The sequence below is a fragment of the Pseudomonas idahonensis genome (genome assembly GCF_037903935.1).
Classification (GTDB): Bacteria; Pseudomonadota; Gammaproteobacteria; order Pseudomonadales; family Pseudomonadaceae; genus Aquipseudomonas; species Aquipseudomonas danubii.
The window spans coordinates 2,210,655-2,231,876 of record NZ_CP149586.1 but is presented as its reverse complement, the minus strand read 5'-3'; the positions used below and the strand labels follow the sequence as shown (position 1 = coordinate 2,231,876).

The 21,222-nt window shown below is 60.9% G+C and carries 14 protein-coding genes and 2 pseudogenes; 5 read left to right on the top strand and 11 right to left on the bottom strand.

Annotated features, from left to right (window positions below; all coding sequences use genetic code 11):
* Positions 1-7 precede the first annotated feature (7 nt).
* From WIN67_RS10155 to WIN67_RS10140, 4 genes are all read right to left on the bottom strand, one after another.
* On the bottom strand, positions 8-244 hold the full coding sequence (locus WIN67_RS10155) for a DUF1653 domain-containing protein (RefSeq protein ID WP_102864102.1): 237 nt from the start codon (positions 242-244) through the stop codon (positions 8-10).
* Positions 245-343: 99 nt separating this feature from the next.
* A complete protein-coding gene (gene fadA / locus WIN67_RS10150; RefSeq protein WP_102879017.1) occupies positions 344-1,519 on the bottom strand; it encodes an acetyl-CoA C-acyltransferase FadA in 1,176 nt (391 codons plus the stop codon).
* Positions 1,520-1,547: 28 nt separating this feature from the next.
* Entirely contained in the window at positions 1,548-3,695 is a 2,148-nt protein-coding gene (fadB, locus tag WIN67_RS10145; RefSeq protein WP_339071140.1) for a fatty acid oxidation complex subunit alpha FadB, read from the bottom strand.
* A 556-nt stretch (positions 3,696-4,251) separates the two neighbouring features.
* Positions 4,252-4,689, bottom strand: a complete 438-nt coding sequence (locus tag WIN67_RS10140; RefSeq protein WP_102879015.1) for a hypothetical protein — start codon at positions 4,687-4,689, stop codon at positions 4,252-4,254.
* A 101-nt stretch (positions 4,690-4,790) separates the two neighbouring features.
* Here WIN67_RS10140 and WIN67_RS10135 point away from each other — a divergent pair, with 101 nt between their 5' ends.
* The gene (locus tag WIN67_RS10135; RefSeq protein WP_047302975.1) at positions 4,791-5,228 is read left to right on the top strand and encodes a universal stress protein; all 438 of its coding nucleotides are present in this window, start codon (positions 4,791-4,793) and stop codon (positions 5,226-5,228) included.
* Between the two features lie 87 nt (positions 5,229-5,315).
* On the opposite strand, the gene WIN67_RS10130 is transcribed toward WIN67_RS10135, so the two are convergent.
* Positions 5,316-7,235, bottom strand: a complete 1,920-nt coding sequence (locus tag WIN67_RS10130; RefSeq protein WP_102863783.1) for an ATP-binding cassette domain-containing protein — start codon at positions 7,233-7,235, stop codon at positions 5,316-5,318.
* A 213-nt stretch (positions 7,236-7,448) separates the two neighbouring features.
* Here WIN67_RS10130 and WIN67_RS10125 point away from each other — a divergent pair, with 213 nt between their 5' ends.
* A complete protein-coding gene (locus WIN67_RS10125; protein ID WP_110596935.1) occupies positions 7,449-9,377 on the top strand; it encodes a transglycosylase SLT domain-containing protein in 1,929 nt (642 codons plus the stop codon).
* A gap of 135 nt (positions 9,378-9,512) precedes the next feature.
* Here the strand turns inward: WIN67_RS10125 and WIN67_RS10120 are convergent, their stop codons facing one another.
* Positions 9,513-11,291 (bottom strand): ABC transporter transmembrane domain-containing protein, encoded by a 1,779-nt coding sequence (locus WIN67_RS10120; protein ID WP_273924317.1) that lies wholly within the window; start codon positions 11,289-11,291, stop codon positions 9,513-9,515.
* Positions 11,292-11,550: 259 nt separating this feature from the next.
* Here WIN67_RS10120 and WIN67_RS10115 point away from each other — a divergent pair, with 259 nt between their 5' ends.
* On the top strand, positions 11,551-11,730 hold the full coding sequence (locus WIN67_RS10115) for a PA1571 family protein (RefSeq protein WP_102863786.1): 180 nt from the start codon (positions 11,551-11,553) through the stop codon (positions 11,728-11,730).
* A gap of 75 nt (positions 11,731-11,805) precedes the next feature.
* On the opposite strand, the gene pdxB is transcribed toward WIN67_RS10115, so the two are convergent.
* Positions 11,806-12,948 (bottom strand): 4-phosphoerythronate dehydrogenase PdxB, encoded by a 1,143-nt coding sequence (gene pdxB, locus WIN67_RS10110; protein ID WP_306398594.1) that lies wholly within the window; start codon positions 12,946-12,948, stop codon positions 11,806-11,808.
* 188 nt (positions 12,949-13,136) lie between these two features.
* Between pdxB and WIN67_RS10105 the strand changes: the two genes are divergently transcribed.
* Positions 13,137-14,546, top strand: coding sequence for an MATE family efflux transporter (locus tag WIN67_RS10105; RefSeq protein ID WP_102879011.1), 1,410 nt, complete (start codon positions 13,137-13,139; stop codon positions 14,544-14,546).
* Here WIN67_RS10105 and tusA read toward each other — a convergent pair.
* Together tusA and rlmM are read right to left on the bottom strand one after the other, a co-directional pair.
* Complete coding sequence (gene tusA / locus WIN67_RS10100) at positions 14,543-14,794, bottom strand: sulfurtransferase TusA (RefSeq protein WP_047302965.1); 252 nt, start codon at positions 14,792-14,794, stop codon at positions 14,543-14,545. The genes WIN67_RS10105 and tusA overlap by 4 nt on opposite strands.
* A gap of 194 nt (positions 14,795-14,988) precedes the next feature.
* Entirely contained in the window at positions 14,989-16,062 is a 1,074-nt protein-coding gene (gene rlmM / locus WIN67_RS10095) for a 23S rRNA (cytidine(2498)-2'-O)-methyltransferase RlmM (protein ID WP_265074432.1), read from the bottom strand.
* 208 nt (positions 16,063-16,270) lie between these two features.
* Here rlmM and acnA point away from each other — a divergent pair, with 208 nt between their 5' ends.
* Entirely contained in the window at positions 16,271-19,012 is a 2,742-nt protein-coding gene (acnA, locus tag WIN67_RS10090; RefSeq protein WP_339071137.1) for an aconitate hydratase AcnA, read from the top strand.
* 64 nt (positions 19,013-19,076) lie between these two features.
* Here acnA and WIN67_RS10085 read toward each other — a convergent pair.
* A pseudogene (locus tag WIN67_RS10085) lies at positions 19,077-19,646 on the bottom strand (IS256 family transposase); the annotation flags it as partial.
* Positions 19,647-19,692: 46 nt separating this feature from the next.
* Positions 19,693-21,204, bottom strand: a pseudogene (gene tnpC / locus WIN67_RS10080) (IS66 family transposase).
* Between the last annotated feature and the right edge of the window lie 18 nt (positions 21,205-21,222).

Here is a 21,222-nt window from a genome sequence, read left to right as displayed (position 1 = left end):
CCTGCACTTACGTCGGTGAAAAAAGACTGGGTTCGGCCTGCACCAAAGCAAAGCGTGGGACCTGCTCGCCGTCAACTTCGACCGACTCCAGGAACATGCTCAAGGGTCGCACCCAAAAACCGTAATCCCCATACAGGGCTTGGTAAAACACTACTTCTTCTTCCGTTTCCGAGTGCCGCGCCACGCTGAAAACGCGGTACTGCGGCCCCTTGTAATGCTGATAGAGCCCGGGTTGTAACTGCATGCTCTGGCCCTCGTGCAATTTTTTTCAAAATAAAAACAAATAAATCTTCAGAAAAACAAAAACCGGGGCACAGGGCCCCGGCTTCCATCAACCCAACGCTTAAACGCGTTCGAAGACGGTCGAGATGCCCTGGCCAAGGCCGATGCACATGGTGGACACACCGAAGGTGCCGCCATTTTGCTTCATGACGTTGAGCAGGGTCCCGGAGATACGCGCACCGGAGCAACCGAACGGGTGACCCAAGGCGATCGCGCCGCCGTGCAGGTTAACCTTCTCATTCATCTTGTCGAGCACTTTCAGATCTTTCAGCACTGGCAGGGCCTGTGCGGCGAAAGCTTCGTTGAGCTCGAAGAAGTCGATGTCGTTGATGCCCAGGCCTGCGCGCTTCAAGGCTTTCTGCGTGGCCGGTACTGGACCATAGCCCATGATCGCCGGGTCCACACCCGCCACCGCCATGGAACGGATCACTGCCAGCGGCTGGATGCCCAGATCCTGGGCACGCTGGGCCGACATCACAATCATGCACGAAGCGCCGTCGGTGATCTGCGACGAAGTACCGGCAGTCACGGTGCCACCCTTGGGGTTGAACGCCGGCTTCAAGGCCGCCAGGCTTTCCAGGGTGGTTTCGGGACGAATGGTTTCGTCGTAGTCGAACAGTTTCAGGAAACCGTTCTCGTCATAGCCCTGCATCGGGATGATTTCGTCCTTGAACTTGCCTTCCACGGTCGCCTTGTGGGCGAGCTGGTGGGAACGCACGCCAAAGGCGTCCTGCTGCTCACGGGTGATGCCGTGCATCTTGCCCAGCATCTCGGCGGTCAGGCCCATCATGCCCGAGGCTTTCGCCGCGTACAGGGACATGTGCGGGTTCGGATCGACACCGTGCATCATGCTCACGTGCCCCATGTGCTCGACGCCGCCCACCACGAACACGTCACCGTTACCGGTCATGATCGCTTGCGCAGCGGTATGCAGTGCGCTCATGGAGGAGCCGCACAGGCGGCTGACGGTCTGGCCGGCCGAGGTGTGCGGGATCTGGGTCATCAGCGACGCCATGCGCGCGATGTTCCAGCCCTGTTCCAGGGTCTGGTTGACGCAGCCCCAGATCACGTCCTCGACTTCCGCCGGGTCGACCTTGGTGTTGCGTTCCAGCAGTTTGCTGATCAGGTGCGCCGACATGTCTTCGGCGCGGGTGTTGCGGTGCATGCCGCCCTTGGAGCGGCCCATCGGAGTACGACCGAAGTCGACAATCACGACGTCTCTAGGATTCAAGCTCATATGTTCACTCTCGCTCTAGTGTGGGCGCTTAACCGAAGAAGCTCTGGCCGTTCTTGGCCATTTCACGCAGCTTCGCGGTCGGGTGGTACAGCGCGCCCAGATCGGCGTACTGGTCGGCCAGGGCAACGAACTGGGCAACACCGATGGAATCGATGTAGCGCAGCGCACCACCACGGAATGGAGGGAAACCAATACCGTAGACCAGGCCCATGTCAGCTTCGGCAGCAGTTTCGACGATGCCGTCTTCCAGGCAACGAACGGTTTCCAGGCACAGCGGGATCATCATCCAGTTAATGATGTCTTCGTCAGTGACTTCACGCTGCTCGTAGACGATTGGCTTGAGCACTTCCAGCACCGACGGATCGGCGACCTTCTTCTGCTTGCCCTTCTTGTCGGTTTCGTAGGCGTAGAAACCCTTGCCGTTCTTCTGGCCCAGGCGCTTGGCTTCGTAGAGTACGTCCACGGCCGAACGACGATCGTCCTTCATGCGATCCGGGAAGCCTTCAGCCATCACGTCACGACCGTGGTGACCGGTGTCGATGCCGACCACGTCCATCAGGTACGCCGGGCCCATTGGCCAGCCGAATTTTTCCATGATCTTGTCGATGCGCACGAAGTCCACACCAGCGCTAACCAGCTTGGCGAAACCGCCGAAGTACGGGAACAGAACGCGGTTGACCAAAAAGCCCGGGCAGTCGTTGACCACGATCGGGTTCTTGCCCATTTTCTTGGCGTAGGCAACGGTGGTGGCAACGGCCAGCTCGCTGGACTTCTCGCCACGGATCACTTCCACCAGAGGCATCATGTGCACCGGGTTGAAGAAGTGCATGCCGACGAAGTTTTCCGGACGCTTGAGGGCCTTGGCCAACAGGCTGATGGAGATGGTCGAAGTGTTGGACGCCAGAATGGTGTCCTCTTTGACCTGACCTTCGACTTCAGCCAATACCGCTTGCTTGACCTTAGGGTTCTCGACCACCGCCTCGACCACCAGGTCGACGTGACCGAAGTCCCCGTAAGACAGGGTTGGACGAATGCCGTTGAGCACCTCAGCCATTTTCGCGGCAGTCATGCGGCCTTTATCAACGCGACCGACCAGCAGTTTCGCAGCTTCCGCCAAACCCTGCTCGATACCGTGTTCGTTGATGTCCTTCATCAGGATCGGCGTGCCTTTAGAGGCCGACTGGTAGGCAATGCCACCACCCATGATGCCGGCGCCGAGTACTGCGGCCTGCTTCACGTCCTTGGCGATCTCATCGTAGGCCTTGGCCTTTTTCTTCAGTTCCTGATCATTCAGGAACAGACCGATCAGGCTTTGTGCGGCAGAGGTCTTGGCCAGTTTGACGAAGCCGGCGGCTTCCACTTCCAGAGCCTTGTCGCGGCCGAAGTTGGCGGCCTTCTGGATGATCTTGATCGCTTCAACAGGCGCCGGGTAGTTCGGGCCTGCCTGACCGGCGACGAAACCTTTGGCGGTTTCGAAAGCCATCATCTGCTCAATGGCGTTGAGCTTGAGTTTTTCCAGCTTCGGCTGACGCTTGGCCTTGTAGTCGAACTCGCCGGAAATAGCGCGCTTAACCAGGGCCAGAGCGGCGTCCTTGAGTTTATCGGGAGCAACCACAGCATCGACGGCACCGACTTTCAGCGCGTCTTCAGCACGGTTTTCCTTGCCGGCGGCAATCCACTCGATGGCGTTGTCGGCACCGATGATGCGCGGCAGACGCACGGTACCGCCGAAGCCCGGGTAGATGCCCAGCTTGACTTCCGGCAGGCCGATCTTGGCGCTGGCCGCCATGACGCGGTAGTCCGCCGCCAGGCACATTTCCAGGCCGCCGCCCAGGGCGATGCCATTGATCGCGGCAACGGTCGGCACGTTGAGGTCTTCGAAATCGCTGAAGATCTTGTTGGCTTCGAGGTTACCTGCCACCAGCTCGGCATCCGGCAGCTTGAAGTTATCGACAAACTCGGTGATGTCGGCGCCGACGATGAATACGTCCTTGCCACTGCTGACGATCACGCCCTTGATCGAAGCATCTGCCTTGATGGTGTCAACAGCCTGACGCAATTCATTCAGGGTTAGACGGTTGAACTTGTTGACGGACTCACCCTTGAGGTCGAAATTCAATTCGACGATGCCACTTTCAAGAGCCTTAACCGTGATGGCTTTACCTTCGTAAATCATCAACTGATCTCCACGATATGGAAGCTGAACAGTACACGTCGGACGCTGACTTCTGGCTTGGCACTAACGTCACCGTCGATGCTAACGCCAATCCGCCAGGCACACCCGCCAACGCGATAGTCGGGATTCTGTATAGAGCCGCCTGAGATACAAACGCTCATTTCATACGCCCGTTTGATTTGGGTACGCCACATTCAGGGAAAATCCGGCAATTGTCAATCGTACAAAACGCTGTTTGAAACGCGACTTTGCGGTCACTTCACTGCTCCCCAGATGATCAACACACCCCTGCATTCATCGCCATTCATAGGATCAATATTTAGAAAAATCGCCCTAAATCGTCAGCCCACAGGGAACGATAGCGACTAAGCTGGAGATATATCTGAAGAAAAGGTCAGAAAGTTTTATCAAATAGGGGCACAGCCCAGACAGCAAGAAGCCACCCCAGGGTGGCTCAAACGAGATTACCGGCCTGCCTGGCCATCCCGCCCGATGCTGAGTCGGGCTTTTTATTGCCAAACGCCCACGATTGCCGCGGGCGCCCTCCCCCATGACTTCAGGCCAAGGCCTTGAGCACCGAGGCGATATCCTGCAAGACACTGGCCTCGCCGCGCTCGCTCCAGTACAGGGCGATCAGTTGCTTGTCCGCTTCAACCTTGAAGACCCCTGGCGGCAAGGTCTGCAGATGCTGGAGCAGCGCCTCATCGACACAGGGTTCACGCCACTGGTTGACCCAGCTACCAGGGGCTATCTGCCAGTAACTCCAGCAAGCAGATTGTGCGCTGCGCCTCGGCCGGTGGTATTGCGGGCAAGGATTGGGCGGCTCCTGCCCCAACCAGTGCGGCCATTCCTGGGGCGCCAGCTGCATGGCCAACCCCATGCGCCGCGCTTCCAGGCGCAGGGCGATCAAGCCGCTCTGGCGGCGCGAGGGCCGCAGCCACGCCAACGGGCTCAGAACCACCGCAAGGATTGACACCACTATCCAGACCGTCATATCAGTACTCTCGATTTTTAGATGAGCGGGGCCTGGGTGGAACCAACCCGCTTGAAACCAGCCATACTTGAAGCTATTGCAATCCTCAGGAGGAGCGCCTCATGTCCTACCACCATATTCTGGTCGCCGTAGATTTAACCGAAGAGTGCGATCCTGTTATCCACCGCGCTCGCGAGCTGTCGGTGAGCAATGGAGCCAAGCTGTCCCTGGTGCACATCGTCGAACCCATGGCCATGGCCTTCGGCGGTGACGTGCCCATGGATCTTTCGCAGCTGCAGCAGCAACAGTTCGATCAGGCCAGGGAACGCCTGGACCGGCTGATCCACAAGTACCCGGAGCTGACCAAGGAATACAGTCACCTGACCTATGGACAACCGCGCCAGGAAATACATCACCTGGCCAAGGAACAGGAATGCGATCTGATTGTGGTGGGCAGCCACGGCCGTCACGGCCTGGCCCTGCTGCTGGGCTCCACCGCCAATGACGTCCTGCACGGCGCACCGTGTGACGTGTTGGCTGTGCACCTGGCCAAACGCTAAGCCCTCACCCGACAGTTACCAGACCGGTCACTGCTCCGAAAAAAAGCCCGACGCTAAAGTCGGGCTTTTTTATCAAACACCGGTCACTCAGGCATCCAGCTCGGCCCAGCGCTCGACCATCTGCTCCAGCTCGGCATTCAACTGCTCCAGCCGGGCAATGACCGCAGCGGTTTCAGCCGCCGGGCGCTGATAGAAACCGGCATCGGCCATCTCCGCCTCGACCCCGGCAATCTGTTGTTCCATCGCATCGATCTGCCCCGGCAGCGCCTCAAGCTCACGCTGCAATTTGTAGCTGAGCTTCTTCTTCGCCGGAGCCTCTTGCACAGGGGCTGGCGCTGCGGCTTGCACCGGCGCAACCACGGCGGAATTCAGTTCGGCCTTGCCGGACTTGTTCTCGGTAACCCCCAGCAGCCGCGGCGAGCCACCCTGGCGCAACCAGTCCTGATAACCGCCAACGTACTCGCGAACCTTGCCTTCGCCTTCAAAGACCAGGGTGCTGGTCACCACGTTGTCGAGGAAGGCCCGGTCGTGGCTGACCATCAGCACGGTGCCCTGGAAGGTCAGCAACACTTCTTCCAGCAGCTCGAGGGTTTCCACATCGAGGTCGTTGGTCGGCTCGTCGAGCACCAGCAGGTTGGCCGGTTTGCTGAACAACTTGGCCAGCAACAGACGGGCACGCTCACCGCCAGACAGGGCCTTGACTGGCGTACGGGCACGTTGCGGACTGAACAGGAAATCACCGAGGTAGCTCAGCACGTGACGGCTCTGGCCATCGATCTCGATGAAGTCGCGACCTTCGGCAACGTTGTCGATCACGGTCTTTTCCAGGTCCAACTGGTGGCGCAACTGGTCGAAGTAGGCCACGTCGATCCGCGTGCCCTCTTCCACCTTGCCGCTGCTCGGCACCAGACCGCCGAGCATCAGCTTGAGCAAGGTGGTCTTGCCGGTGCCGTTGGCGCCCAGAAGGCCAATGCGGTCGCCACGCTGCAGGACCATGGAAAAGTCCTTGACCAGGAACGGGCCGTCCGGGTGAGCGAAGCTGACATTCTCCAGCACCATTACCTGCTTGCCAGACTTGTCGGCGGTTTCCAGCTGAATGTTGGCCTTGCCGGTACGCTCGCGACGCTCACTGCGCTCCACGCGCAGCGCCTTGAGCGCACGCACGCGGCCTTCGTTACGGGTACGCCGGGCCTTGATGCCCTGGCGAATCCACACTTCTTCCTGGGCCAGGCGCTTGTCGAACAGCGCATTGGCGGTTTCTTCCGCCGCCAGCATGGCTTCCTTGTGCACCAGGAAACTGGCGTAGTCGCCGTTCCAATCGATCAGGCCGCCACGATCCAGTTCGAGGATGCGGGTGGCCAGGTTCTGCAGGAAGGAACGGTCGTGGGTAATAAAGAGAACCGCGCCCTGGAAATCCTTCAGCGCCTCTTCCAGCCAGGCAATGGCGCCGATATCCAGGTGGTTGGTCGGCTCGTCGAGGAGCAGCAGATCCGGCTCGGATACCAGGGCCTGCGCCAACAGCACGCGACGCCGCCAGCCACCGGACAACTCGGCGAGGGTCTTGTCGGCTGGCAGTTGCAGGCGGCTCAGGGTGCTGTCCACCAGTTGCTGCAGGCGCCAGCCGTCACGGGCTTCGAGGTCGTGCTGGACGTGCATCAGTTTTTCCAGATCGGCGTCGGTGACGATGTTCTGGCTCAGGTGGTGGTACTGGGCCAGCAGCTCGCCGACACCGTCCAGGCCCTGGGCAACCACGTCGAACACGGTCCGCTCGTCGGCCACAGGCAGTTCCTGAGGCAATTCGCCGATCTTCAGACCGGGTGCGCGCCATACGGAGCCGTCGTCGGGCTTCTGATCGCCCTTGACCAGCTTCATCATGCTGGATTTGCCAGTACCGTTACGGCCGATGATGCACACCCGCTCACCACGGGCGATCTGCCAGGACACCTTGTCCAACAACGGCATGGCGCCGAAAGCAAGGGACACATCGCTGAATTTGAGCAGGGTCATGTTCTTCTCCAAAAACCGGGCGCGCATTCTACCTGACTTGCGCCCTCAGAAGGCCCGCTATTTCGCCACCGGCAACCCCGAAGGCACTTTTGTTGCCAACTGATGCCAAGGGCTCGGCAAAGCTTTCACCGGTTGCTGGCAAAAGGCTAAGCTAGTGAACAATCAGTGTTGGCCTTGTCGGCACTTGTCATGATTTCTCTGCCCGGATGTCTCATGCGCAGTCGCCTTTTCAGCCTTTTATCCTGTCTGCTTCTTTCCGCCACTGCCGTCCAATCCGCCCAGGCGGCGGACCTGACCCAGCAACGCCGATATTACGACGAGGCCAAACGCGCTCTGGCCAAGGGCGATTCAGGCCCTTATTTCCGTTATGCCGATGCCCTGCGCGACTACCCACTGGAACCGTACCTGGCCTATGACGAACTCACGGCCCGCCTGAAGAGCGCCAGCAACGCCGAGATCGAGAAATTCCTCGCCGAACATGGCGACCTGCCTCAAGCCAACTGGATGAAACTGCGCTGGCTGCGCTGGCTGGCGGAACGCGGCGACTGGGCCACCTTCACCCGGTATTACGACCCGAAACTCAACTTCACCGAACTGGACTGCCTCAATGGCCAGTACCAACTGGGCCATAACCTCAAGGCGCAAGGCTATGCCGCTACCGAAAAGCTCTGGCTGACCGGCAAATCCCAACCGGCCGCCTGTGACGCGCTGTTCGCCCAATGGGCCGCTGAAGGCCAACTGACCGAACAGAAGCGCTGGCAGCGGGCCAAGCTGGCGGCCGAAGCCCGCAACTACCCCCTGGCCAACAGCCTGGTCAAGAGCATGACCACCCTCGCGCCCCAGGGCCGTCTGCTGGTGGATGTGGCGCAAAAGCCGGAGCTGCTGAGCCAGCCTTCGCGCTTCCAGCCCGCCGATGAGGCGATGTCCGACGTGGTCGGCCTCGGCTTGCGCCGACTGGCTCGCCAGGACCCGGACAAGGCCATGGCCCTGCTGGACGGCTATGCCAGCAGCATGCACTTCTCACGCGACGAAAAAGTGGCCATTGCCCGCGAAATCGGCCTGACCCTGGCCCGACGCTTCGACAGCCGCGCCCTGGACGTCATGACCAAGTACGACCCAGAGCTGCGGGACAACACCGTCTCCGAATGGCGCCTGCGCCTGCTGCTGCGTCTGGCGCGCTGGGAAGATGCCTACCAGCTGACCCGCAAGCTGCCTCAGGACCTGGCCAGCACCAACCGCTGGCGCTACTGGCAGGCGCGCAGCCTGGAGCTGGCCCAGCCGAAGAACCCCCAGGCCCTGGCGCTGTTCAAAGGCCTGGCCCGGGAGCGTGATTTCTACGGATTCCTCGCCGCGGATCACGCCAAGGCCCCCTATCAGTTGAACAACCAACCGCTGATGCTGAGCCAGGCAGTCATCAACAAAGTGCGCAACACTCCGGGCGTGCGTCGCGCCCTGGAATTCCATGCCCGGGGCCAGATCGTCGATGGTCGCCGTGAGTGGTACCACGTCAGCCGGCACTTCAACCGTGACGAAATGGTGGCCCAGGCCAGGCTGGCCTACGACCTGAAATGGTACTTCCCGGCCATTCGCACCATCAGCCAGGCCCAGTACTGGGATGACCTGGACATCCGCTTCCCCATGGCTCACCGCGACACCCTGGTGCGCGAAGCCAAGGTCCGCGGCCTGCATTCGAGCTGGGTGTTCGCCATCACCCGCCAGGAAAGCGCCTTCATGGACGATGCCCGTTCCCACGTGGGCGCCAGCGGCCTGATGCAACTGATGCCTGGTACCGCCAAGGAAACCGCGCGCAAGTTCAGCATTCCCCTGGCCTCTCCCCAGCAAGTGCTGGACCCGGACAAGAACATCCAATTGGGTGCGGCGTACCTGAGCCAGGTCCACAGCCAGTTCAACGGCAACCGGGTATTGGCATCTGCTGCCTATAACGCGGGTCCTGGACGGGTGCGGCAATGGCTCAAGGGCGCCGACCACCTGAGTTTCGACGTGTGGGTGGAAAGCATTCCCTTCGACGAAACCCGCCAGTATGTTCAGAACGTACTGTCCTACTCGGTGATCTACGGCCAGAAGCTCAACTCACCGCAGCCGCTGGTGGACTGGCATGAGCGCTACTTCGACGATCAGTGAAGCCAGCCTTCTACAAGCCCGCAGCGATGCGGGCTTTTTATTGGGCGGCCACCCATTGCGGGAGCTGGCATACCGGCAAAGAGGCCTTCGGACTCGGCGCCAGCCTGATGGCCGCTTTAGCCAGCAAGCCGGCTCCTACACAGGCGCCTGAGGACCTTCGCTGAACTGCAGGGCCGCCAGACGCGCATACAGCGGACTGTTGGCGATCAGTTGCTGATGAGTACCCACCGCCACCAGCCTGCCCTGATCCATGACCGCAATCCGGTCGGCATTCTTCACCGTGGCCAGGCGATGGGCGATCACCAGGGTGGTGCGGTTCTTCATCAGGCTGGGCAAGGCTTGCTGAATCAAATGCTCACTCTGCGCATCCAGGGCACTGGTGGCCTCGTCCAGTAACAGGATCGGCGCATCCACCAACAACGCGCGAGCAATTGCCAGGCGTTGCCGCTGTCCGCCAGAAAGTCCCAGCCCGCCATCCCCCAGATGAGTCTGATACCCCTCTGGCATCTGCTCGATGAACTCGTGGGCATAGGCGATCTTCGCCGCCTCCTGGACCTGGGCCAGGGTGGCACCAGGATTGCCATAGCGGATGTTCTCTTCGATGCTGCCGTAGAACAGCGCCGGGCTTTGCGACACCAGAGCAAAACAGCGCCGCAGATCCAGCGGATCGAGCTGGGTCAGGGGCACCCCATCCAGCAATATCCGCCCCTGCTGCGGGTCGTAGAAACGCAGCAGCAGATCGTAGAGGGTGGATTTGCCTGCCCCCGACGGCCCGACCAACGCCAGGGTTTCTCCGGCCTGAACCTTCAGGCTCAGGCCATCGACGGCGTAGCGGTCCGGCCTTGACGGATAGGAAAAGCTCAGGCCGTCCAACTCCAGATCGCCCTGCACACGTGCCGGCAAGCTCACCAGACCGCTACTGGGCGCCTGGATAATGTTCTCCGCCCGCAGCAGTTCGGCGATCCGCTCCGCAGCTCCGGCAGCGCGCTGCAGTTCGCCAATGACCTCACTCAAGGTGCCAAAAGCGCTACCGACAATCAGGCTGTAGAACACGAAAGCCGCCAGCTCACCGCCGGAAATACGCCCGGCGATCACATCCATGCCTCCTACCCAGAGCATCACCCCCACCGCGCCCAAGACCAGGACGATCACCAGGGTGATCAGCCAGGCGCGCTGGACAATACGCTTGCGCGCGGTATCGAAGGCCTGCTCCACCGTCACGGCAAAGCGCTGCTCGTCCTGGGCCTGGTGGTTGTAGGCCTGGACCGTCTTGATCTGCCCCAGCGTCTCGGACACATAGCTGCCGACATCGGCGATCCGGTCCTGACTCAAGCGCGACAGGCTGCGCACCCGGCGGCCGAAAATCAGGATCGGCACCAGCACCAGCGGCAAGGCCACCACCACGATGCTGGTGAGCTTGGGGTTGGTGACGAACAGCAGGACGATCCCTCCCAACACCATCAGCGCATTCCGCAGGAACAACGACAGCGAAGAACCGATCACCGACTGCAGCAAGGTGGTGTCCGCCGTGAGTCGCGACTGGATCTCCGAGCTGCGATTGTTCTCGTAGAAGCCGGGATGCAGGTAGATCAGGTGATTGAACACCTGGCGCCGGATGTCCGCCACGCAGCGCTCGCCGATCCAGGACACCAGATAGAAACGCACGAACGTGCCTACCGCCAGGGCCAGGACCAGCAGCAGGAACAGGCCAATGGACTGGTTCAGCAAATGCGGGGACTGGGTCATGAACCCCTGGTCCACCAACAGGCGAATCCCCTGCCCCATGGACAAGGTGATGCCCGCAGTAACAATCAATGCCAACAGGGCGCCGAGCGCCTGCCAACGGTAGGGAGCGATAAAACGGCTGGCCAGATGCAACGCCCGGCGGTGACGAGAAGAGAGCATGCAGTTCATCCATTGACGCGCCGGCGACTGACCCGTTGCAGCGGCGGCAACGAGAGGAATTCGCAGGAACTTTGCTAAATCACAATGAGTCAGGTTGATTATGACCGCTGACACTAGCGCCTAGAGATTATCGGTCTAATCCGTGGCTGGCACTCCCCGGGCATTTCTGTTGGAGTGAAGTCGCCGGGCCAGCCCTTGCGGCGGTCTGTAACAGCTTGGTCACCCGGCCATTCTAGAGTAAGCACACAACCTGATGAGGAGACAGGCCATGTCCTTGCAACACAGCAGCAATGACAAGATTCAAGTAATCCGTACCCAGCCGAACCAGTCTCTGGGGTGTGCCATCATCGACGCCCAGGGTCGCGAAGTACCTATTACTGAAGAAATGATCCAGAACGCCTGCCGCGAACTGGAAAAGCGACTGGTCAAGCCTGCTCGGCAAGATTGACACTCAGCCTCATGTCCTCTTGACCCGGCCTGGTGGCCGGGTTTTTTATGGGCGCGCTTTACTGTCTGAACGACTTCAGACTTCGCTGGCGCCCAGGGCCCGAACGATCTGGCTCAGGGCTGGCGAATCACCCTGAATCCGCACTTGCAGCCCGTCGATCTCGCGACGCTCCGGATAATGCTTGCGCAGGCCGTCGAAGGCGTTGCGTTGCTGGGCGACATCATCCGCCAGGCTACGGCGAAAATCCGCATCATCACGGCGCGGGTCATACACCGCCCGGCAGATCATCGCCAGGGCCCAGGCCGGATCGGCATTGGCATTCAGGCTGACTTGCGGCACCCACGGCGCCGGCAGCAAGGTGGCCAGGCTGACCTGTTCGGCCTGACCGAGGAAGCGGCAGTAGGCCTGGTAGATCTGCGCCGTGCCACGCTGTTTGCCATCCAGGCTGTAGCCGGCGATATGGGGCGTGGCCAGCACGCACAGGTCCGCCAGCTCGCGATCCACTGTCGGCTCCTCTTCCCAGACATCCAGCACCGCCTGCAAATCCTCACGCTGCAGCAACACTTCACGCAGTGCCTGGTTATCCACCACCGGGCCACGGGCTGCATTGATCAGCCAGGTACCTTGCTTGAGCTGGTTCAAGCGCTGGCGATCCAGCAGGTGCCAGGTGGAATGCTCGCCATGCCGAGCCAGTGGCGTATGCAGGCTGATGACGTCGCAACGTTCGATCAATTGCTCCAGGCTGACGTAGTCGCCGCCTTCCGCCGCCTGTCGCTGCGGATCACAGACCAGGACTTGCCAACCCAGACCGCGCAGGACCTTGATCAAGCGTCCGCCGACTTCACCAGCCCCCACCACGCCGTAACAGCGTTGAGCCAGATCCGCCCCTTCGATCTCGGCCAGGGTCAACAGGCTGCCCAGCACATAATCCACCACGCCACGGGCATTGCAGCCCGGCGCACTGGACCAACTGATACCTGCCTGCTGGAAGTAATCCAGGTCCAGATGATCGGTGCCGATGGTGCAGGTGCCGACAAACCGCACCGGACTGCCTTCCAGCAATTGGCGATCGACTTGAGTCACCGAGCGCACCAGCAACACATCCGCCTGCTCCACGGTCGCCCGATCAATGGCACGCCCGGGGAAACGCCGGATCTCGCCGAAGCCGGCAAAGAACTCTTCGATCAGGGGAATATTTTCGTCGGCAACAATCAACATGGCTGGCTCCTCGTGGGGAGCCGCAGTGTAGGCGCAGATGACAGGCCGAGCCAGCGCGGCTTGAGGTCGAGCACTCATTTCCCCGCGACCGGCCATTACAAATCCACAACACTGGATTTTTTCCTGACCAGAGTGTCAACGCGTAGACTGTCGCGTCCCGCGCAACACGCCTATGGACGCTACGCCCCGTGAATTCCGTGACCGACACTCCCATCACCCCAGCCACCAGCCGCCCTGCACGGGTTGGCCGCGAACTGCGCGACCTGCTGCGACTGGCCCTGCCCATCATGATTGCCCAGGTGGCCACCACCGCCATGGGCTTTGTCGATGCCGTCATGGCCGGTCGGGTCAGTCCGCGGGATCTCGCGGCCGTAGCCCTGGGCAACTCAATCTGGATTCCAGTGTTCCTGCTGATGACCGGCACCCTGCTGGCCACCACACCCAAAGTGGCCCAGCGCTTTGGTGCCGGCAAGCTGCACGAGATCAGTCCGGTGGTGCGCCAGGCCCTGTGGCTGGCGGTAGTGACGGGCCTCTCGGCCACGCTGATATTGATCAGCGCCGAACCGATACTGCACCTGATGAAGGTTGATCCGGAACTGATCAAGCCCTGCATGGGTTATCTGCACGGCATCGCCAGCGGCCTGCCGGCTGTAGCGCTGTACTACGTGCTGCGCTGCTTGAGCGACGGGCTGGGCCGCACAGTGCCGAGCATGGTCATCGGGCTTTGTGGCCTGGCCCTCAACATCCCCATCAACTACATCTTCATTTATGGCCACTTCGGTGTGCCGGCCATGGGCGGCGTCGGCTGTGGCTGGGCCACGGCGATCGTGATGTGGGCCATGATGCTAGGCATGGCCGGCTGGGTTCACTGGGCACCGGCCTATCGCAAGATCCAGCTGTTCAGCCGGTTCGACTGGCCACAATGGGCGGTGATCAAGCGCCTGGTGAGTGTCGGCCTGCCCATCGGCATCGCGGTGTTCGCCGAGTCGAGCATCTTCGCGGTCATCGCCCTGTTGATCGGCAGCCTGGGTGCCACGGTAGTGGCCGGACACCAGATTGCCCTCAACGTCAGCGCCCTGATGTTCATGATCCCCTACTCCCTGGCCATGGCCGTAACGGTGCGGGTCGGCCAGTCTCTGGGCCGTCAGCAACCGCGCGACGCACGCTTCAGCGCCGGAGTCGGCATGGGCGCGGCACTGGCCTACGCCTGCCTGTCGGCAAGCCTGATGTACCTGCTGCGCGAACCCATCGCCTCGATCTACACCAACGACCCGATGGTGATCCAGGTAGCCTCGATGCTCATCGTGTACTCGGCATTGTTCCAGTTTTCCGATGGCATTCAGGTCACCGCCGCCGGCGCACTGCGCGGCTATCAGGACACTCGGGTGACCATGATCCTGACCCTGTTCGCTTACTGGGGGATTGGTTTGCCGGTGGGCTACGCCCTGGGCCTGACCGATTGGTTCGGAGCGGCACGGGGCCCGAGCGGTCTGTGGGAGGGGTTGATTGCCGGCTTGACCTGCGCCGCGCTGATGCTGTTGATCCGCCTGACACGCAGTGCGCGCAAGCAGATCCGCATCGGCCGTTCGGCGGGTTAATCGAGCTTCTTGCGAATCCAGTAGAGGTAGGTGCCGGCCTCTTCCTGCTGCGCCACCAGTTCGTGGTCGAGGAACACGCAGAACTTGGGAATGTCGCGGCGGGTGGAAGGGTCGGTGGCGATCACTTTCAGCAGCCCGCCTGCGGGCAGGTCGCGAATGTGCTGGTGCAGCATCATCACCGGCTCGGGGCAATTGAGGCCGGTGGCGTCGAGGGTGCCGTCAACCGGCGTATCGATGATTTGACTCATGGTTCACTCCTGAAACAGGCGGCCATTGTCGCGCAATGGTGCCATCGGGTCATCAGTTGCCGTCGTTCCACGGCCCCGGTCCTGCCGTAGGAGCTGGCTTGCCAGCGAAGGCATCCTCACGCCTTGCACTGCTGTGGGGGGCCTGTTTCGCCGGCAAGCCGGCTCCTACATGGAAGCGGGCGGTGTTGCGGGTACTACGCCGATTTGGGCTTTTTCACATCCAGGCGACGCAGGTGGCAGGTCACTTCCTCGCGGTCGTGATACAGCTGCTTGCAGCCGATCGCCACCCGAACTCCCCGCGCCTTGAAGCCCTCTTCAATCCGCTCCAGCAAACGCTTCACTTCGGCGTAACGCTGCTTCATCGGCAGCTTCAGGTTGACCACGGCCTCGCGGCAATGGCCCTCGCCGATCCAAGTTTCCAGAAGTGCGGCGTTGCGCGCCGGCTTCTCGACGATGTCGCAGACCATCCAGTCCACCGGCTGTCGCGGCTTGAAGGTAAAACCGTCCGCCATCAGGTGTTGCACCAGGCCAGTGTCCATCAGGCTTTCAGCCATAGGGCCGTTATCGACGGCGGTCACCAGCATGCCGCGATTGACCAACTGCCAGGTCCAGCCTCCTGGCGCCGCACCCAGGTCGACCCCGGTCATGTCGCTATGCAAGCGCTCATCCCACTGATCCCGGGGGATGAAGTGGTGCCAGGCCTCTTCCAGTTTCAGGGTCGAACGGCTTGGCGCTTCCCGGGGGAACTTCAAGCGTGGAATGCCCATCGGCCACATGGCCGAGTTGCCGGCATCCGCCAGGCCGACAAAGACTTCACGCCCACTCTTGAAGGTCAACAGCAAGCGCGGCTTGGCGGCATCCTCCACCAGCTTGCCGGCAGCGCTCAGGGCCTTGCGCAACGGACCTTCGAACTTTTTGCAGAAGTTCGACAGTTCCTTGCCGTCATTGGTATCCACCACCTCCAGCCACAGGCTGCCGCACTGGGGAAAGCCGGCCAGGTAGGCCAGGATCACGCTAATGCGGTCGGTTTCCGGCAACTCGATGAAGCCGCCGCGGGCCCACTGCCGGGGGAAGATCAGTTCGGCAAAGCGCAGCCCCTGCATCAGGCGCTGGGCGCCGTCGTCCTCGGTGCAGATGAACTCGGCGCAGGCAGTGCTGGGCTTGGCCTTGGCGTAGCCGGCGACATTCAGCCGAGCCGCGTGGTCGGCGATCTCGGAGCAGACTTCGCCCTCGAAACCGGGCCGGCAATGGATAAACAGGGTGTTCATTGAATCTCCTGGGCAAATGGCGACGAATCGATGCGCAAACCTGCCCTGTAGCAAAGCCTGTCACGAAAACCGGCGCATCATAACCGAGTTCGGAACCTTGGACTGAACCCAGGAGTCCAGTGATTAGCTATAAGCCCCAAACAGAGCTAGGTTAACCCTCTGTCCGTATCACAGGCCCGTAGCCGTGCGGGCCACAAGGAGTCATTCAATGCCATCCCTCGATAGCCTGAAAACCCTTAAAACCCTAAAAGTCGACGACAAGACTTATCACTATTTCAGCCTGCCGGACGCCGCCAAGAGCCTGGGCGATATCGACGCCCTGCCCATGTCGCTGAAAGTCCTGCTGGAAAACCTGCTGCGCTGGGAAGACGACAAGACCGTCACCGGCGCCGACCTCAAGGCCCTCGCCGCCTGGCTCAAGGAGCGTCGCTCCGACCGGGAGATCCAATACCGACCCGCTCGCGTCCTGATGCAGGACTTTACCGGTGTGCCCGCCGTGGTCGACCTGGCCGCCATGCGCGCTGCCATGGCCAAGGCCGGTGGCGATCCACAACGGATCAACCCGCTGTCCCCGGTGGATCTGGTGATCGACCACTCGGTGATGGTGGACAAGTTCGCCAGCAGTAGCGCCTTCGAACAAAACGTCGACATCGAAATGCAGCGCAACGGCGAACGCTATGCCTTCCTGCGCTGGGGCCAGAGCGCCTTCGACAACTTCAGCGTGGTGCCGCCGGGCACAGGCATCTGTCACCAGGTCAACCTGGAATACCTGGGGCGCACGGTCTGGACCAAGGACGAGGATGGCCGCACCTACGCCTTCCCCGACACCCTGGTGGGCACCGACTCCCACACCACCATGATCAACGGCCTCGGCGTGCTGGGCTGGGGCGTGGGCGGGATCGAGGCAGAAGCGGCAATGCTGGGCCAGCCGGTGTCGATGCTGATTCCGGAAGTCATCGGCTTCAAACTCACCGGCAAGCTCAAGGAGGGCATTACCGCCACCGATCTGGTGCTGACGGTGACCCAGATGCTGCGCAAGAAGGGCGTAGTGGGCAAGTTCGTCGAGTTCTATGGCGATGGCCTGGCCGACCTGCCCCTGGCAGACCGCGCCACCATTGCCAACATGGCCCCGGAATATGGCGCCACCTGCGGCTTCTTCCCAGTGGACGACATCACCCTGGATTACCTGCACCTGTCCGGGCGCCCTGCCGAGTTGGTGAAACTGGTGGAGGCCTATAGCAAGGCCCAGGGCCTGTGGCGCCTGCCGGGCAAGGAGCCGGTATTCACCGACAGCCTGGCCTTGGACATGGGCACCGTGGAGGCCAGTCTCGCCGGACCCAAACGGCCACAAGACCGGGTCGCGCTGCCCAATGTGGCCCAAGCCTTCACTGACTTCCTCGACCTGCAGTTCAAACCCACCAGCAAGGAAGAAGGTCGCCTGGAAAGCGAGGGCGGCGGCGGTGTCGCCGTGGGCAATGCCGACCTGGTGGGCGAAGCCGACTACCAGGACGCAGGCCAGACCTATCGCCTGAAAAACGGCGCGGTGGTGATCGCCGCCATCACCTCCTGCACCAACACCTCCAACCCTAGCGTGATGATGGCGGCAGGCCTGGTGGCCAAGAAAGCCGTGGAAAAGGGCCTGCGGCGCAAGCCCTGGGTCAAGAGTTCGCTGGCTCCAGGCTCCAAGGTGGTGACTGACTACTATAAAGCCGCCGGACTTACGCCTTACCTGGACCAACTGGGCTTCGATCTGGTGGGCTATGGCTGCACCACCTGCATCGGCAACTCAGGTCCGCTACAGGAACCGATCGAGAAAGCCATCCAGCAAGCCGACCTCACCGTGGCTTCGGTGCTGTCGGGCAACCGCAACTTCGAAGGCCGGGTGCATCCCCTGGTCAAAACCAACTGGCTGGCTTCCCCGCCCCTGGTGGTGGCCTATGCCCTGGCCGGCACGGTACGTATCGACATCAGCAGCGAACCGCTGGGTCAAGGTAAGGATGGCCAGCCGGTGTACCTGCGGGACATCTGGCCCAGCAGCCAGGAAATCGCCGAGGCCGTGGCCCAGGTCAACACACGGATGTTCCACAAGGAATACGCCGAGGTGTTTGCCGGTGACGCCCAATGGCAAGCCATTGAAGTGCCACAGGCGGCCACTTATGTCTGGCAGGACGACTCCACCTATATCCAGCACCCTCCCTTCTTCGACGACATTGCCGGCCCCCTGCCAGAAATCAAGGACGTCAACGGCGCACGGGTGCTGGCGCTGCTGGGGGACTCGGTGACCACCGACCACATCTCTCCCGCCGGCAATATCAAGGCCGACAGCCCGGCCGGACGCTACCTGCGGGACGAGGGCGTGGAACCCCGGGACTTCAACTCCTACGGCTCGCGTCGGGGTAATCACCAAGTGATGATGCGCGGCACCTTTGCCAACATCCGCATCCGCAACGAAATGCTCGGCGGCGAAGAAGGCGGCAATACGCTCTACATCCCCAGCGGCGAGAAAATGTCGATCTACGACGCGGCCATGAAATATCAGGCCTCGGGCACGCCGCTGGTGGTCATCGCCGGTCAGGAATACGGCACCGGTTCCAGCCGTGACTGGGCCGCCAAGGGCACCAACCTGCTGGGGGTCAAGGCGGTGATCGCCGAAAGCTTCGAGCGCATCCACCGCTCCAATCTGGTGGGCATGGGGGTCCTGCCCTTGCAGTTCAAGCTCGACCAGAACCGCAAGAGCCTGAAACTCACCGGCAAGGAGACCCTGGACATCCTCGGCCTGAGCGACGTGGAACTGACCCCGCGGATGAACCTGCCCCTGGTGATCACCCGTGAGGATGGCAGCCAGGAGAAAATCGAGGTGCTGTGCCGCATCGATACCTTGAATGAAGTGGAATACTTCAAGTCCGGCGGGATCTTGCATTACGTGTTGCGGCAGTTGATTGCGTCGTAATAGGGGAGTATCAGATTTTTTGTGTTCGGGCCGTTAATGGCCTGCCGTCAGGCAGTCCTTCATTTCACCAGGTCGGCCTGATAAATCGATCTCCGTAGAGAATCGCAAATTGATTCATGGCGCTTTTCCAGTTATCAGCGGCGCTACCCCCAGTTAGCCGTGATGTTGCGCAAGCCTAACCAGATCAACTTCGTCGGCGCATCGTCGGTTGGAAAGTGCCCTCGGGTCTTGATGATCTTGCGCAGCTGAGCTGCGTTGCTTTCGATGGCGTTGGTGGTGTAGATCATTTTTCGGATGGCCGGCGGCAAGAAAAAAAATGGGATCACTCGATCCCAGGCTCGTCGCCAAGCGGCCACCACCGTCGGATATTGCTGGCCCCAAGGCACCGCTTCGAAGGCGTTCAAAGCATTCTCGACGGCTTCGGAATTCAGTGCCTGACAAATCGGCTTGAGGTCTTTGGCCAGTGCGCGACGCATGTCCCAGGCAGCGTAATCAAGGCTGTTGCGGATCAGATGCACGATGCAGGTCTTCAAGGTCGTCGCAGGAAACACAGCACTCAAGGACTCGACATACCCTTGAGACCGTCGGTTACGGCGATCAGTACATCTTCAACGCCACTAATCTTGAGGTCGTTAGTATGCGATCCATAAACCCCACCTACCCAACAGTGGGTCAGCGGTTTACTGTGGCATTTCGGGCGAGCAGTTCCACGGCAGTAGCGCCTCGTAGTCCTTTACTGACGAGGCATGCGGCAGCCGCTCTAGTACGTGGCGTAGCCACGTATAAGGCTCTTGGCCGTTGACCTTGGCGGTCTCGACCAGGCTCTAGATCTTCGCGCTGGCACTGGCGCCGTTGACGGTATCGCTGAACAGCCAGGCCTTGCGCCCGATGACAAGCGGCTTGATCGCTCTTTCAGCCGCGTTGTTGTCGATGGGCAAATAACCCGCTTCGACATAGCGCTCCAACCGGCTCCAGTTGTTCGCCAGATAATGCACGGCCTTGCCCAACGCACTTTGGGCCGTCACCTGAGCCTGGGTTTTCTCCAGCCAGCTTTTCAGTTGGGCCAGGATCGGCAGGCTTTTCTCCTGTCGACGGGCAAACCGCTGTTCATCGCTGACGCCCTTGAGCTCGCGCTCGATGCCGTACAGTCTGTTGATCATCGTCAGCGCGATATCGGCCCGTCCGGTTTTACCCTTGGGCTGCACTTTTTGCGCGTCCACGAACTTGCGTCGTGCATGGGCCATGCACGCCAGACGTTCCACACCGGGTTGCAACGCCAACGCGTTATAGCCAGCGTAATCGTCGGTCATGACATAGCCACGGTAATTTTCCAGCAGACGCAGTGGCTCTTCCTGAGTACGGCTGGAGGTGTAATCAAACAGCACGACTTTACGATCTGGCGGGCCGGTGGCTTGCACCCACATCCAGGATTGGCGGGTCGGGTCTCGATCCGGTTCTTTCAACACCTGGACACGGGTTTCATCGCAGTGGATGACCGGACTTTCCAGCAGGCGGTCACGCATCAAATTCAGCAGTGGCTGGAAGTGCTCGCTGCACTGGATCACCCAGCGAGCCGGCGTTTGCCGAGGGATCTCGACACCGTGGCGAGCGAGGACTTTTTCGAAGCGGTGCAGCGGCAGACCATCGACGTATTTAGTCGTTAACAGCATGGCCAGTACGCTTGGGCTGGCCATGCTCTTTTCGATCAGTTGCGCAGGTTTGCCAGCCGTGACCGGGGCTGCTTCGCAGCCCCTACACCCGTAGACCTTGCGGATGTGTTTGATGACTCGGATCTGCATCGGCACGATGTCCAGCTGCTCGCTGGTTTCTTCGCCGATGGCATGTTTGCGGCAACCACAAGCACAGGTCAGTTCGTGCTCGGGCAGTTCATGGATGACTTCGATGCGTGGCAAGTCAGCCGACAATGGCTTGCGTTTGCCACGGCGCTTGATCGGGGCGACAACTTCTTCGTCAGCTTCAACGGGCGCTGGCGTGTCGATACTTTCGGCTTCATTAAACAGCAGCAACTGTGGCGTCGCCGGATCTGCGGTTTGCTCTGACTTACGCCCGAACAGACGCTGACGAAGCAGCGCATTCTCTTCTTCAAGAAGAACGACCTTCGACTGTATCTGAGCAAGTAATTGCTTGAGCGCAGTTAGGTCATCGGGAAGGTTGTCGGGTATGGAAATCATGGCCCGGATTATACCCAG